The sequence below is a fragment of the Aeromonas sp. FDAARGOS 1403 genome (genome assembly GCF_019047325.1).
GTDB classification, from domain to species: Bacteria; Pseudomonadota; Gammaproteobacteria; order Enterobacterales; family Aeromonadaceae; genus Aeromonas; species Aeromonas dhakensis.
The window spans coordinates 2733527-2748342 of the sequence record NZ_CP077249.1; the positions used below are offsets into that span (position 1 = coordinate 2733527).

At 63.3% G+C, this 14816-nt stretch carries 10 protein-coding genes; 2 read left to right on the forward strand and 8 right to left on the reverse strand.

Annotated features, from left to right (window positions below):
• Window positions 1–246: 246 nt before the first annotated feature.
• The 8 genes from eco to I6L33_RS13040 form a co-directional block, all read right to left on the reverse strand.
• Window positions 247–729: a serine protease inhibitor ecotin gene (eco, locus tag I6L33_RS13005; RefSeq protein WP_005299572.1), complete on the reverse strand. Its 483-nt coding sequence runs from the start codon at window positions 727–729 to the stop codon at window positions 247–249.
• A 230-nt stretch (window positions 730–959) separates the two neighbouring features.
• Complete coding sequence (locus I6L33_RS13010; protein ID WP_139725636.1) at window positions 960–1517, reverse strand: DUF1566 domain-containing protein; 558 nt, start codon at window positions 1515–1517, stop codon at window positions 960–962.
• A complete protein-coding gene (locus tag I6L33_RS13015) occupies window positions 1514–2887 on the reverse strand; it encodes a DUF1566 domain-containing protein (RefSeq protein ID WP_216972659.1) in 1374 nt (457 codons plus the stop codon). The genes I6L33_RS13010 and I6L33_RS13015 overlap by 4 nt, the downstream gene beginning before the upstream one ends.
• Window positions 2888–2945: 58 nt before the next feature.
• Window positions 2946–5360: a proprotein convertase P-domain-containing protein gene (locus tag I6L33_RS13020; RefSeq protein WP_216972660.1), complete on the reverse strand. Its 2415-nt coding sequence runs from the start codon at window positions 5358–5360 to the stop codon at window positions 2946–2948.
• A gap of 32 nt (window positions 5361–5392) precedes the next feature.
• Window positions 5393–7459, reverse strand: a complete 2067-nt coding sequence (locus I6L33_RS13025; RefSeq protein ID WP_216972661.1) for a prolyl oligopeptidase family serine peptidase — start codon at window positions 7457–7459, stop codon at window positions 5393–5395.
• Window positions 7459–9621 (reverse strand): TonB-dependent hemoglobin/transferrin/lactoferrin family receptor, encoded by a 2163-nt coding sequence (locus I6L33_RS13030; protein ID WP_216972662.1) that lies wholly within the window; start codon window positions 9619–9621, stop codon window positions 7459–7461. Before I6L33_RS13030 ends, I6L33_RS13025 begins: the two co-directional genes overlap by 1 nt.
• 306 nt (window positions 9622–9927) lie before the next feature.
• On the reverse strand, window positions 9928–11778 hold the full coding sequence (locus I6L33_RS13035) for a DUF3413 domain-containing protein (protein WP_216972663.1): 1851 nt from the start codon (window positions 11776–11778) through the stop codon (window positions 9928–9930).
• Between the two features lie 43 nt (window positions 11779–11821).
• On the reverse strand, window positions 11822–12049 hold the full coding sequence (locus I6L33_RS13040) for a YejL family protein (protein WP_005299589.1): 228 nt from the start codon (window positions 12047–12049) through the stop codon (window positions 11822–11824).
• Window positions 12050–12122: 73 nt separating this feature from the next.
• Here I6L33_RS13040 and yejK point away from each other — a divergent pair, with 73 nt between their 5' ends.
• On the forward strand, window positions 12123–13184 hold the full coding sequence (gene yejK / locus I6L33_RS13045) for a nucleoid-associated protein YejK (protein ID WP_010634372.1): 1062 nt from the start codon (window positions 12123–12125) through the stop codon (window positions 13182–13184).
• 395 nt (window positions 13185–13579) lie between these two features.
• Window positions 13580–14761 carry a maltose/maltodextrin ABC transporter substrate-binding protein MalE gene (gene malE, locus I6L33_RS13050; protein ID WP_005299593.1) on the forward strand — a complete coding sequence of 394 codons (1182 nt, stop codon included), beginning with the start codon at window positions 13580–13582 and terminating at the stop codon, window positions 14759–14761.
• The last annotated feature ends 55 nt before the right edge of the window (window positions 14762–14816 follow it).

Consider the following 14816-nt stretch of genomic DNA (forward strand, 5'->3'; position numbering starts at 1 on the left):
AGAGTGCAAAATCAATTTTTTCACTATATTGATAAATCTCTTTCATCGAAAGTGATTTGCCGCGGATCCATGGGCCCGGGTCGGCTGAAAAGGGCAAAAAAGTGAGAAAAAAAGCGGAGTTATGTCAGGTTCTGTAAAGGTTGGCGGGGTGGGAAACAGCACAATTTGTTACAAATAAAGCGCCATTCGGCGCTCTATTTGATGTCGTTCATGAACCAAAGCGGGAGGTCTGGTCTCGGTAGAGACTCACTCGATCATGGCTGGCTGAGCCAGGGTATCGGCACGCCACAGACGGTAGCGCACTTCATACTCCTGCGGTACGTAGAGCACGAACGGCAGCTTGGAGTTGTAGTTCACGAAGAAGCCCTGACCGTAGATCTGGACGAAGGTCTCTTTCTTCTGGCCATCCGGGCAGGCCATCAGGGTGCTGATGGGATCGGACACCTTGCCGAGCATCAGGTAGTTGTAGCCCCAGCCTTTGACGCTGTGCTGTTCCAGGTTGCCGGCAAAGCGCGGCACATTGCAATCGACCATCATTTTCTTGCCGACCTGCAGCTCGACCATCATGTCGGCTTCGTTCTCGACTTCCGGCAGGCGGATCACCACACGTTCCTGGTTCACTTCGGCAGCCGGGAACATGCTGATATCAAATTTTTTCGGTTCGGCGGCGAAGGCATGGCCGCCCAGCAACAAGGCGCCCAGCAGGCTAAAACGCAATACGGTTTTCATCTGTACCTCATGGGGTTGGTTCAACGCCGCTAGACTAACCGCTCTGCCCGTTTCATGCCAGCGATCTGCTACGTAAAAACTGCGTAAAATGATGCAGATCCGGCACACAATGACGTCTTCTGGCTATTTTCTGACAGGGTGCAGATCCGCCAAACGACAGGCCGGGCTGCAAACGCGGGTGGCCAGCCGGGATCCTGTGTTCATCGGGATCCCCTGGCCACCCGACTCCATCAGCGCACCAGCAGTACCTGCTTGGCCCAGGCGCCGGGGGCTCGCATGCCGACGGCGCCGCTGGTGATATCCAGATAGGCGACCCCCTTGCTGGCCGGCACCGGGGTGGAGGACCAGAGGTAGACGTAACCGTCGTTCACCTCTTTACCGTCACCGGCCATGGCGCGGGGGAAGATGGTTTCGTTGAGCGCCGGCTTGTAGCAGGCGGACTCAAGCACGCTGGCCAGCTCCTTGATGGTGGGCAGGCGCCAGCCGCCGTGGCCGCCGAAGTTATAGAGGGCATGGCTCGGCTCGGTGCGGATCCGCTCGGCTGTCAGCAGGGCCTGCTGCCAGTAAAGCCGGGTCGGTTCGCCGCTGCAGCTCTGGTTGCGCCAGGTCTGGCCGAGCTGGCAGCGCATCCAGGTCAGGCCGGTGGATCGATCCGTGACGGTGCCGTTGCCGCGATCGATGAAGCGGGCTGTGGGGCTGGTTCTGGGCATGTTGTCATCACAGATGGCGGTGGCCAGGGCGAGGGGGCTGCCAAGGGTCAGCAGCAGGGTCAACATCAAGCGGTTCATCGGGTTACCTCCGCCACCAGTCGCAGTTGCAGACCGTTGGCATCATCGCTGTTTTGAACTGTGGTGGCGTAGTCGGTGCCGGCGTCATCGCCAAGGAAGATGTGAGCAATGGCGCTGATGGGAGCACTCTCCAGCCGGCGCGAAGGGGTCAGGGTCTGGCTCCAGTAGTAGCCGCTGAAATCCTTGCTGGTGGTGCCGACATCGGGGAAGTAGCGCACGTCCATGCTCACCGGCTGGTCGTCCTGGCGGGAGAGGGAGCCGTAGTGCTGCAGGCTCATCAGCTCGCGCGAGTGGGGCATGCGCCAGCTGGTGATGCCGCACAGCTGCTGGGCGTTGAGCCACTGGCGGTACTGCTCCGTGGTGCAGATGGCCTCGCCATCCGGGCAGGCGTAGTCCAGCTCCTGCTGGGTGGGGTGATAGTCGTCAAGCTCCCAGGCGAAGGTGCGGTGCAGATCCCGCGGGCTGGCGGGATCATCGAGCTTCTTCTCCCAGACCAGACCGGTGTTGAGATCTTCCACACACTCCCAGACGGGGGCGTCATCGGCCAACGGCTGCCCCTTGCCGTCGAGCTTGCGATAGCGCAGCGGCGCCTTGTTGAGGCTGGCCTCCTGCCCCGGGTGGTCGGCGGGTTCCTGGGTGAGCAGGTAGTCGACCCCGTCCGTGTAGGTGGTGACGCCACTGCCGGTGATCAGTGGATGGGAGTGCTGTTGCAGCAGCCGGGCACTGACGCGCTCCTGCTGGCTGGCCAGCTCGCCGTGCAGGGCAAAGTGGCCAGCCAGCTCGGGCAGCAGGCTGCCGATGGCAGGCCACACCAGCATATGCAGGGTGGCGGTGGAGAAGCCCTCCTGGGCCTTCAGATCGGTCTCGACGACCGACTGCAGCAGCTGGCCCAGCGCCAGGTTGAAGTCGCTCAGCCGGGAGAGGGCGGCCAGATCCTGACCCGGTTGCAGCGGCGCCAGCGCACTGAGCAGCTCGCCGAGGGCTTGCCTGGGGGGCTGCCCCTCGGCGATGCGGTATTGCAGCAGGGTGCTGAGCGGGCTGGGGGTCAGGTGCTGATCATCGAGCCGGGCGGCGGGATGCAGCAGCACGGGGGCGGCCGGGTTGCTTGGCAAGAACAGCAAGGTGCTGGTCAACAGGGCCGGGGCGCTGCCGCTCAGCCGGTGAGTACCGGCCGCGCCGCTGACACTGGGCTCCCCCTCATCACAAGATGCATTCTGGTTGAGGTTGACGCACAGGGTGCCGGCTTCGGGCAGGGTCACGGTCAGGCTGTAGTCGGGGACCGCCAGCGGCGCCTCGTCCGAGCCGCCACCGCCACAGGCGGTGAGCAGGGGGGCCAGCAGGCAGGCCAGGCGGGAGTAATGTGGTGTCATCTCTAGTCCTTGGGGAGGGGGCCTTGGCCCCCTCTTCTTATATATGGATGGGGTGGATTCAGGTGCGCTGGCGCAGGCGGCGCCAGAGTGCCAGCGGTAGCAACCAGAGCAGGTTGGCTGCCCCGCCGCCGCTGCCGTCGTCCACCTGGAAGTGGATGATGCCGTCATCGGGTGGAGTGACCGGCTTGCTGCACTGGGCGCCGGTGCGCTGGCTGATGCTCCAGCCGTTGATGCGGCCCCGATTGCCGGGCTTGCTGTCCACTATCTCCAGCGTCCAGCGACCGGCCAGCGGCTCGCCTTCCAGTGCGCTGAAGGGCTGCAGGGGCAGCAGCTCGGTGGGGAAGACCCCCTTGAGGCGCGGCAGCGGGCTGTAGCCCTTGTCCCAGATCTGGATGCGGGTGCCGGAGGGGGAGTTGAGCCAGATTTCCAGCTCATCGAGCGCCGGGTGTTGCAGATCCAGGTTCAGCTGCAGCCGATCGCTCACCCTGGCCTCGCTGCTCTCTATCAGCAGGCTGGTTTCGCTGAGGCCACGCACCTCGTCGCTGATGGCATCGCTCAAGGTGAGCGGCTGACCACTGGCGCGGCTGACGATGGGGGCGCCGATGGGCAGGGTCAGCGACTGTTGCCACTGGCGTTCGGTCGGACTGGTGCCGCTCATGGCGAGGCTGACCGGCAGCGCCACCTCGTCGCCACAGGCGAGCGGGCTCTGGGCCAGCAGGCGCAGGGTGGTGGTCATGCTGGCACCCGCCGCGAGGGTCGCCGGTTGCCAGCTGTAAGGATCGGCCTGCAGCCCGCTTGGCAGCTGGAGGGCCAGCTCGTTCAGGGTCACCGGCGCCTTGCCCTGGTTGGTGAGGGTCAGCTGCACCGACTGGCGCTGCCCCAGCTCGATGACGCTACCCTCTGCCAGGCCGACATTGACCGGTGCCTGTAGCAGGCCGTGCTGGCGGAACGCCTGCTCCAGCAGCTTGGCATAGGGGCGCGCCGGGTAGAGCCGGGCGGCTGTATCCACAGTGATGCGGGCCAGCTGCGGCATGCGGATGGCCGGGCCAAGACCGAAGTGGGACTCGATGATCAGGCGGTCAAACTCGTCCCGCGCTCCTTCGCCCTGCTCGGCAACCGCGGCCAGCAGCGCCTGGAACAGCGGGGTGCCCCACAGCTGGTCGCCATTGCTGCCGTTGATGGTGCGGTGGGCCGGGTAGTTGTAATCCGGGTGGTAGCGGGCACGCAGATCGTCCAGCTGACGCGGGGTGCGGTCGGTGAAGCGGGCATCCCAGTTGAACACCATGGCGGGTTCAAACTGGCGGCCGGCTTCGCTGCGTTGGCGGTGGCTGGCCGCCAGGTAGTCGCTGAAACCCTCGCCGATGGCGCCCCAGTCCGCCTCGTCCCCCAGATCCGGCACTATGTGATGCTGCACCGCGTGGCCGAACTCGTGCCAGATCACCATGGGATCCTCGGCATCGGGCACGCCGCTGCGACCCAGCTCCAGCCGGCGTTCGAACGGATCGTAGAGGGAGTTGTCCTGATAGCCGGCCTCGGTGTCGATGTCGAGTGCCCCCGGAATAAGGTCGCTAAAGCCGAGGCGCTTGAGGTGACGCTGGGCCAGATCCAGGTGGTAGTAGGCGTTGATGTCGGCAAAGCCGCGATCATCGCGGGTCAGGCGAAACCCCTGCGGGCTGTCGGCGCTGAAGGGGGCGGTATCCGGCTCCATGGCATCCACCACCCGGGCGTGGGGGCCGCTCAGCAGATAGCGTCCGCCCGCCAGGGTGACCGGCAGCGGTACCTTGTCCTGATAGGCGGCGTCTGCCAGTTGCAGGGATTCGTGCCACACCAGACCGGCGTCGCGCAGCTGGGTACGGGGATCCGGATCGAATACCCGAGCCTCCAGCTGGGTGTCGCCGGCGTCGGCGGTGCGGCTGGCCCGGGTGGTGGCCGCATCCATCCAGCGGCCGAGCTCGCGGCTGCCGTCGCAGCTGGCGAAGAGCTGCACCTGGCTGGCCTTGGCGTTGCCCGCCTGATGCTCGCGTACTCGCTGGCGCAGGGCCGGCACCAGGGTGTCGCCGTCGCGCCAGTACCAGGCCTCGACCGGACCAAGGGGGTCGATCTCGCTGCCGCCATCGCGCAGTTGATCCAGCAGGGGATCCAGATTGCCGGCGGCATCGCAGCCGGGTTCGCGGCTATTCAGCGGCCGGCTGTTGTGATAGATGCGCCAGGGCTTGCCGGCCTTGTCGACGCTGACGGCGGCCTGGATGGTGGCCACCGGCAGGCCGTTGACCAGCTGGCGGAAGCTGTAGTGATGGCCGAGCAGGCTGGCCCTGTCGTAGTCGGGGGCGAGCGTCACGCCGAGACGCTGTTCGAGCCACTGCTGCGGCGTCGTGGTCAGCGGTTGTTCATCGACAAACTGCAGCTCGGCCGCCAGCAGTGGCTGGGAGAGCAGGGTTGCCGCCAGCCAGAGGGCCAGGGAAGAGGGTTTCATGGTTTACTCCAACACAAAAATGAGAAAAGGGATCACCGGCGGGCGCCCGCCAGGGTGAGCAGGAAGGCGTACTCGCGGGCCGCCTGCTGGCGCGCGTTGCCCGGGCTGGTGCGGTGGCCGCCGTCGAGGGCCGTGCTGAGCAGATAGGGGCCCGCTCCCATGCTGTGTTCCCGCAGGCGGGCCACCCACTTGAGCGGCTCCCAGTAGGGCACCTGACTGTCGTGCAGCCCGGCCGTCACATAGACGGGGGGGTAGGGGGCCGCGTGCAGGTTGTCGTAAGGGCTCAGGCGACGCATGGCGGCGTAATCGGTGGCAATGGCCGGATTGCCCCATTCGGCGTACTCCTGGCGGGTGAGCGGCAGTTCGGGATCGCTCATGGTGCCGATGAGATCGACGAAGGGCACCTGCAACACGGCCCCGGCGAAGCGGGTCGGCGCCTGGTTGAGGGCCGCCGCTACCAGCAGGCCGCCGGCGCTGCCGCCCATGGCGAACAGCCGGGCGGGGTCGATGGCGGGATCCCGGGCCAGCGCATCGGCCACGGTCAGGAAGTCGTCCACGCTGTGCTGCTTGTGGCGACCGCGTCCGGCCAGATACCACTCATCCCCCAGCATGCCGCCGCCGCGCACGTGGGCGATGGCGTAGACGAAGCCGCGATCCAGCAGGCTCAGCACCTGCGGCTGGTAGTAGGGGCGCATGGGGGTACCATAGGCGCCATAGCCGTAGAGCAGCAGCGCCTTGGGGGTGTGGATGTCCTTGCGCCACACCAGGGAGACCGGCACCTTGACGCCATCCTTGCCCACCACCCAGCGGCGCTCGCTCTGGTAGGGGGAGGGGAGGGCGGCCCGGGCGTCCGGCAGCCAGCGGCCGCTGGCGAGATCGAGCTGGCGTTGGTGCGGCGGCTCGGCCATGCCCTGACGGCGGATCAGGATCTGCCCGCTGGCGGGGTCGTGAGCGCCCTGGATCCAGGCCGTGCCGGCCCCCTCGGTCAACAGCAGGCGATGGCTGAGCCGGCCGCGGCCATCCAGCACGTCGAGCCAGTCATCCCCTTTGTGGCGATACTGCAGCACCGTGTAGTCGGCAAACAGGCGCCACTTCTCGAGGCTCCTCTGCTCGCCGGACCAGAGCGGCTGCCACTCTCCCTTGGCCACCTGGCTCAGGTCGGCCACCTGATAGAGGCCGAGGGCACCGTCCCGGTTGCTCTTGAGCAGCACCCGCTCCCCCTGGGTATCCAGGTAGTACTCGAGGCCGGCCTGACGGGCCTTGAGCAGAGCAGGTCTGCCCTCGTCCAGCAGATACTGCTCGGCGCTGTCGTGGTTGTTGCTCTGCAGCAGCAGGTGGCGCCGATCCGTGGTGCGATAGAGGCTGAGCAGCCAGGCAGGGTCCGCCTCCTGGTGGATTTGCTGCTCCTTGCCATCGCGCCAAGCCCACAGCTGCCAGGGGCGCAGGGTGCGAGGTTCGTTGGCGATGGTGTAGAGGGTCTTGCCATCCAGGCTCCAGAGCAGATCGGCGGCCCGGTGGGTCAGGGTGGCCAGGGGCTTGCCGTCGGCCAGATCGAGAAGGGTGATGCGGTAGTCCCGATCGCCCTGCAGATCTTCGGCCAGGGCCAGCCAGCGCCCGTTCGGGTGCAGGGCCCAGCCGGCGAGCTCGTAGTAGCCGCTGGCCGGTTGGCGGGCCGCCAGTCGTTGACTGGGTTCAGCCTGCTCGCCGCTGCGCTGCCACAGGCTGCCGTCGGCTTCCATCCGCCACTGGCTGCCCGCCTCGCTCAACCACTCTTGCGGCATGGGCTCGCCGCGCGCTTGCGCCTGCCACTCGGCCTGCAGAGCCTGCTCCAGTGGCCGCTGAGCGGCGAGCTGCTGCTCGGTCCAGCGGTTCTGCTCGCCCAGCAGGGCCAGCAGGGCGGGATCCTGGCGGCTGTCATCGCGCCAGCCGCCGTAGGGATCGAGCCGGGCCCGCTCCCCCGGCATCGGTAGCGGGCGGTGAGGAATAAGCGGCGCCGACGCGGCGACGGCCTGGCTCGGGGCGCCGGCAGCTGCAAGGGCGGCAGGCTGGGTGGGCGCCGGAGTGGCCAGCAGGCTGGCCAGCATCAGGAGTGCGTGCATCAGAGCCCCACGAAGGTGTAGCGCAGGCTGGCGCTCAGGGAGCGGCCCGTCTGGGTGTAGAGGCCCGCATCCGTGCCTGCTTCCAGCCCGGCGACGTCCTGATAGCGGGTGTAGCGGGTGTCGAGCAGGTTGTCGAGCTTGAGGTTGGCCTTGAGAGCGTCGGTGATCTGCCAGTCGGCGGTCAGGGCGAAGCTGAGCCAGCCTGCGGTTTTCAGGCACTCGCCCTGCTGCTGGGTCAGGCTGTTGCCACAGCTGGGCACCCGGCTCATGGCGGCGGCGTAGTCGGCCTGCAGCCCCAGGCTCCAGTCGTTGGCCTGATAGCTGAGGCGGGTGTTGCCCTCGAGCGGAGTGAGGTTGCGCGGCGATTCGCCCTGGCTGGTCTTGCCGTCGACCCAGCCCAGCTTGGTGGCCAGCTCCCATTGCGGGGTCAGCCAGTAGTTGGCGGCGACTTCGGCGCCCCAGGTCTCGGACTTGGCGACGTTGCGATATTGACGCAACATGACCCCGTCTCGCAGGCGGAAGCCCACCTGACGCCAGTCGACGAAGTTGTAGTAGCGGTTGTAGAAGAGGGCGGGCTTGATGCTCCACTCGTCCCCTTCGCCACTCACCCCCCACTCGAAGCTGTGGCTGGTCTCCTCCTTGAGATCCGGGTTGGCGATGATCTCGAACGGCGGCAGGGCAAAGTAGTGGGGGATGTTGCCGTACACCTTGTCGTAGGAGGGGGCGCTGAATCCGTTGGCGTAGCTCAGCCAGCTGCGCCACTGCTCGTTGAAGCGGTAGCTGGTGGCCAGACTCGGCGAGAGGTGCCAGCTGTGGTTGCTCTCGCCCCGACCATCCTGCGGGCTCAGCCACTGCTGATCCATGCGCAGGGTCGGGGTGAACTGCCACTGGCCCAGGGTCGCCACGTCTCCCAGCCAGATGCCGGCCCGATCGGTGCGGGCGCTGCTGAAGGGGGCGGACTGGGTGGGTTGGGGAATGCCGGCTTCCAGCATCAGCTTCTCCACCGGTCGCTCGTGCCGGGTGCGCGCCAGCTCGATGCCGTAGCTCAGCTTGTGCTCGATGGGGCCGGTGACCAGATCGCGGCGGATATCCAGCTCGCTGCCGAGCAGGTGCTCGGTGAAGGTGGCCAGCTCCCGCTCGCTGCGATAGCGGGGGTAGCCGCTCAGCTCGTCATTTTGCAGCAGGCTGCGCTTGTTGGCTGTGTTCTTGGCATAGTTGCCGTGCAGGTTCCAGGTAAAGCGGTCGGCCAGCGGGTGGCCCAGATCCTGCGCCTCCCAGCTCAGCTTGCCGCCCTGGGAGCGCTGGCTGCCGTTTTCACGATACTGGCGCACCTGCCACTTGCCGTCGGGCTGGGGAATTTCGCGCGGCCCCTGATCCCGCTTGGCGTTGTCCTCGAAGTAGTCGAACTCGAGGCGCAGCAGATGCCGTTCATTGAGGGTCAGGCTGGAGCTGGTGGAGGCGCTGAGGCCATCGAGATCCGCCGGGATGCGGCTCTGGTCGTAGTTGGCAGTCTCGTGCCCCTGCCAGCCGGAGAGGCGCAGCAGGTGGGCGCTCTCGCCCCAGCGGGCGGCGCCGGTGGCGCTCAGTTTCTGTTTGTCGCTGCTGCCGTCGTGCAGCACCTTGCTGCTGAGGTAGGCATCCTGCCCCTGCAGGTAATCTTCCGGCTGCTTGGTGGTGATGACCACGGTGCCGCCGATGGCGTCCGAGCCGTGCAGGGCGGAACCAGCCCCCTTGGCCACCTCGATCTGCTTGACGTCATCGAGATCGAAGCTGAAGCGGCCCACCTTGTCGTTGAGATCGTCGGCACCGAAGCCGTCGCTGACCCGGACCCCATCCTTGACGATCAGCACCCGGTTGCCACCGATGCCGCGGATGCTGATGTTTTGCGGCCGGCCCGCCGAGCCGGTCACCGAGACGCCGGGTTCGTTCTTGAACACGTCGGTGAGCTCGGTGGCTATCTGGCGCTCCAGATCCTCTTCGGTGATGACGGTGATGGAGCCCGAGATGTCGGACAGTTTCTGCTCGACCCGCTGACCCTTGACGATTATGGTCTCGCGCGCCTTGGGCAGGGTGGTGCCGGAGGTGTCTATCCCTGCGGGATCGCCGGCGGCCAGCGCAGTACCGGACAGCAGCATGGGCCAGTAGTGAAGTAGTGTTTTCATTTTGAGAATAATTATTATTTAAGCCTGAAGGCCGCGGATTATTGCAGAGAGGTCCAATCAGATCAACGATTGATAATCATTATCATTTTGTTTTTATGATCCTGATCGGACTGGGTTTTTGATAAAAAAGTTAGTAATGGACAGGGCCAACGTTTGCGTCGGGAGCTGATCTGGCAGGTAGGGTTGGTGATGAGGCGGGGGCGGACGAAAGCGGCTCGGCCAACGTGTTGGCAGCCCCTGCACAGACCTTGTCGGCAATAAAAAACCCGCTCGAGGAGCGGGTTTTCAAGGGATAAAAGACGGGCCTCAGGGGGCGCGGTAGAAGCGGTTCAGCTCGTTCATCACCTGGATCATAACCCCCATGTCCGGGGTGCCGTGCTTGATGGGACGGTAGCTGTTGCGCTCCAGCAGCTCGAAGTCACCCTGCTTGTTGAAGTGGGTGATGGTGTTGCCCTGATAGATGGCAAAGTCACGCTGATCCCCCGCCAGCAGCCAGTTACGCGGGCTGGTGTCGAACAGGTTGCGACCTATGCTGTAGTCCCGTGGCTGGTTGCGCACCCCAAGCATCCCCTGCATCAGGGTCGGCACCAGATCCAGGTGGCTGCTCACCGGGCTCGTCGGCAGGGTCTCGTTGCCCGGCCAGGCCAGCACGAAGGGCACCTGCACCTGATAGGGCGAGTAGTTGGTGCCATAGCCCCAGCTGTTGCTCTGGGTATCGTTGAACTCCTGGCCGTGGTTGGCGGTGACCACGACGATGGTCTGCTCGCCAATGCCCTGCTGCTGCAACTGGGTCAGCATCTGCTCCAGCAGCTGATCGGTGTAGAAAACCGAGTTCTTGTAGCGGTTCTCCAGCTTTTGCAGGTTTTCGGCCTGATAGGCGGTGGCCGGGTTGAACTTGGTGAGCTCCGGCTGGAAGGGGCCCTTGATGCCGGCCGGCAGCTGGTAGTCGCCCGGACTCGACAGATAGACCAGCGAGAACCAGGGGCGGTCAGGGGAGCGCTTGGCGAGCCACTGCTGCCAGTCGCCGACAAGCTGGGTATCGTCGGTCTGCTCGGAGACAAACACCTGCTTGCGCAGGCCGGAGAGGATGCTCTGGCGATACTGCTGGGCATCTTCCAGCGCGCCGAACAGGCCAAACTGGTAGTCCTGGCGCAGCATCTCGTCGAACAGCACCGGCGGGGTCTTGTCGTTGCGAATGTCGTCGTAGTAGTGGCCAGGCAGGCCGTAGAACAGGCTGAACATCCCCATGGCGTCATCGTTGCCGCCACTCATGTGGTTGGCAAAGTTGAGGTGTTGATCCGCATAGCGCTGCAGATTGGGCATGTTGATGTTGTTGAGCATGTCGGCCCGCAGGGAGTCAACCACTACGATCAGCAGGTTCTTGTGGGTCAGCGGGGCGTTGACGCTGAGCGGGCGCAGCGGGTAACGCAGCCGGCTCGCACTGTCGCCATCCTGGGACTCGGCCTTCTTCTCGTACTGATCCAGATCCAGCCAGCCGTGCTTGGCGAGGAAGCTCTTGGCGGTCATCGGGTAGGAGAGCGGGAAGTTGGCGCGCTGCATGGTGATGGGCTGATACAGGGTGGCATCGGCCCAGCTGTTGACCACGTGGGTCAGGATGAAACAGACCAGCAGGGCCAGCCCCACCTGATTGCCGTACTGGCGGCGCTTGCGCTTGTTGATCTTGCGCCAGACATAGGCCGACAGCAGCAGCTGCACCAGGAAGATGGTGGGCACCGCCACGAAGATGATGCTCCAGATCGAGCCCTCCTCGGTCTGGGCCTGATCCAGCAGAAGCTGCCACACCTGACCGTTGAGGTGGAACTTGAACAGCTGGAACACCTGGGTGTCGATAAGCAGCAGCACCAGCGCCAGGGTGGCGATGATGGCGGAGATGAAGCGCAATGGTTTCTCCCTGGGCAGCACGAAGCTCAGGGGGAAGATCGTCAACAGGTAGGTGACAAAGCTCAGAAACGAGAAGTGACCGATCCAGCTGATGATGAGATAGGTCACGCCGAGCGTGGTCGACGGCCAGCTGATCGCCCCCAGATAACGGGTGGCGATCAGCATGGCCAGAATGATGTTGAAGAAGGAGAACCAATGCCCCCAGGTGATCAGGCGAGAGACATTATCACGATAGGGGTTGCCGGTTTCGACCATAGTGATCCATCTGCTTGAAAAACATCAAAGAATGCGAAGAGACTCAATGAGCATCGTGGCGATGATCGACCGAGGCGGTGAGCGCCTGGATGAATTTCTCGGTGATCGCCTGACGCTGGGCCGGGGCCATGCCATTGATGATGTTGGTGGTCAGGTTGCCGAGCACCATCAGACTGAGGTCCACCGGCGCCTTGTGCTTCTCCAGGGCGGTGATCAGGTCGTTCATCAGGGCGTCAAACTGCTCGTTATTGTACTTTGATACGATGGGCATAATCTTGGGTTCATCTCGGTTCAAAGCGCCTTATAATACTTCACCCTTTCGGCTAACACTATGGCTTTGTGACATGAGTCTCGATATCGACAAGATCATTCTTCACTCCCTGCGCCAGGGCGGCGATGGTCAACCTCACGCCGACACCCGCAGCCAGCTTCTGCCTGCCGATGAGGCGGTACAGGGGCTGATGGCGGAGCTGCACCGCATTTACAACGGCAAGGGGGGCAAGGGCTTCGGCTTCTTCGCCGACCCCGAGGCCGCCGTCGCCGAGCTGGCGGAGGGGGAGGATGCCCCCAAGCAGCCCTCTCCCCTGTTTCGCATCGCGCTGGAAAAGCTGCTGGACGAGCAGCTCGAATTCGTTCCCTTCTCGGTGGAGATGACCCAGCTGCTGGTCAAGCAGCTGGTGGAGCACGCCCTCGACGAGCAGGGGGTGCTGCTGTTTGCCAAATACAACTACGTGGGTGTGGATTATCTGATGATCGCCCTGCTGGAGGGCAAGGAGAGCGTCACCGTCAGCGAGGCGCTGGAGCTGCGCCATATCCAGTATCTGGATATCGGCAAATTGAACCTGGTGGCCCGCATCGATCTCACCGAATGGAAAACCCAGGCTGATTCGCGCCGTTACATCACCTTCAGCAAGGGCCGGGTCGGTCGCAAGCTGGGTGATTTTTTTATGGATCTGCTGGGTGCCCGCGAGGGGATGGATGCCAAGATCCAGAACAAGGGGCTGCTGCAGGCGGTGGACGACTATTGCGACAGCCGCCAGCTCGAACCGGCCGAGCGCAACGACTACAAGAAACAGGTCTTCAAATATTGCACCGAGCAGGCCAGCGCCGGTGAAGAGATCGAGATCAGGGAGCTGTCGGCAGAGCTCTCGTCAAAAGAAGCAGGGGAGGGCGACCTCGATTTTTACAGCTTCATCGGTCAGGAGTACGAGCTGGAAGAGCGCTTCCCGGCCGATCGCTCCACCCTGCGCGGGCTAACCAAGTTCGTCGGCTCCGGTGGCGGGCTGACGTTGAGCTTCGAGCAGAAGCTGCTCAACAGCCGGATTTTCTACGATCCCCAGACCGATACCCTGACCATCAAGGGGGTGCCGCCCAACCTCAAGGATCAGCTGTTGCGCCAGTCGTAATGTGATCTGCTTTCCACTTTTGGCAAAAAGACACCGTAGCCTGCTGCGGTGTCTTTTTATTTAACGGGGTAGGTGGCAGCGAAACCAACTCGGTGATTTGTTAACAAATTAAACAGAATAATCCCTGTGAAAGGGTTTTCAATGAGGTGAAAACCCTTTCATTCATGTTTATTTATTTCTCTTTGGTAATTTAATTTCTTAATTTGGCGATAAATATGCCAATAAATGGCGTTAACCCCCTGAAATAAGAAAATGTTTTCAGAACTTTCCGGAAGAAAATACGTAATTGCGTTTCAAAAATGCGAGTTGCGTCATGTGAGGCGGTAACGGCTTGGGATAATATTCATCTCGCACACAATGCTCTTGCAGCGCGGAACTAATACAAGGAAAGGCTCATGAAAAAGAAATTGCTGTCATCCCTGATCGGTCTGGCTACTCTGGGTGTGGCTTGCTCTGCCACTGCCGCCATTGACGAAGGCCAACTGACCATCTGGATCAACGGTGACAAGGGATACAATGGTCTGGCCGAAGTAGGTAAGAAATTTGAAGCCGAAACCGGCATCAAGGTGACGGTTGCTCACCCTGATCAGGTGGAAGTGAAATTCCAGCAAGCCGCTGCCACCGGCAACGGCCCGGACATCTTCTTCTGGGCTCACGACCGTTACGGTGAGTGGGTCAAGGCCGGTCTGCTGGTCCCCGTGACCCCGAATGCCGCCACCAAAGCCAAGTTTGAACAGTTCGCCTGGGATGCCATGACCGTTGATGGCAAGACCTACGGTTATCCGGTTGCCGTCGAAGCCGTCAGCCTGATCTACAACAAGGATCTGCTGCCGGAGCCGCCGAAGACCTTCGAAGAGATCGCCAAGATTGACGAGACCCTGAAGAAGAGCGGCAAGCGCGCCATCATGTGGGCCTATGACACCCCCTACTTCAGCTACCCGCTGGTGGCTGCCAACGGTGGCTACGCCTTCAAGAAGACCGCTACCGGTTATGACGTGAAAGACACCGGCGTGAACAACGCGGGTGCCAAGGCCGGTGTCGGCTACATCTCCGAGATGATCAAGTCCGGTCACCTGGAAAAAGGCATCGACTACGGTGTGATGGACGCCAAGTTCAACAAGGGCGAAGTGGCCATGATGATCAACGGTCCCTGGGCCTGGAGCAACCTGGACAAGAGCGGCATCAAGTACGGCGTCGCCTCCCTGCCGACCCTGAAGGGTAAACCGGCCAAGGCCTTCGTCGGCGTGCTGGGTGCCACCATCAACGCCGCCAGCCCGAACAAGGATCTGGCCATCGAGTTCCTGGAAAACTACCTGCTGACCGACGCCGGTCTGGCTCCGGTCAACGCCGACAAGCCGCTGGGCGCCGTGGCGCTGAAGTCCTTCCAGAAGACCCTGGAAGCGGATCCGCACATCAAGGCCACCATGGTGAACGCCCAGAATGGCGAGCCGATGCCGTCCGTGCCTGAAATGAGCCGTTTCTGGTCCTCCTTCGAAACTGCCCTCAAGAACGTGACCTCCGGCCGTCAGAGCGTTGACGAAGCCCTGGATACCGCTGCCAAGCGTATCGTTCAGTAAGCACGCACTACCCGGGAGGCCGCAACGGCCTCCCACTCTCTCAAATCTCTCTTGG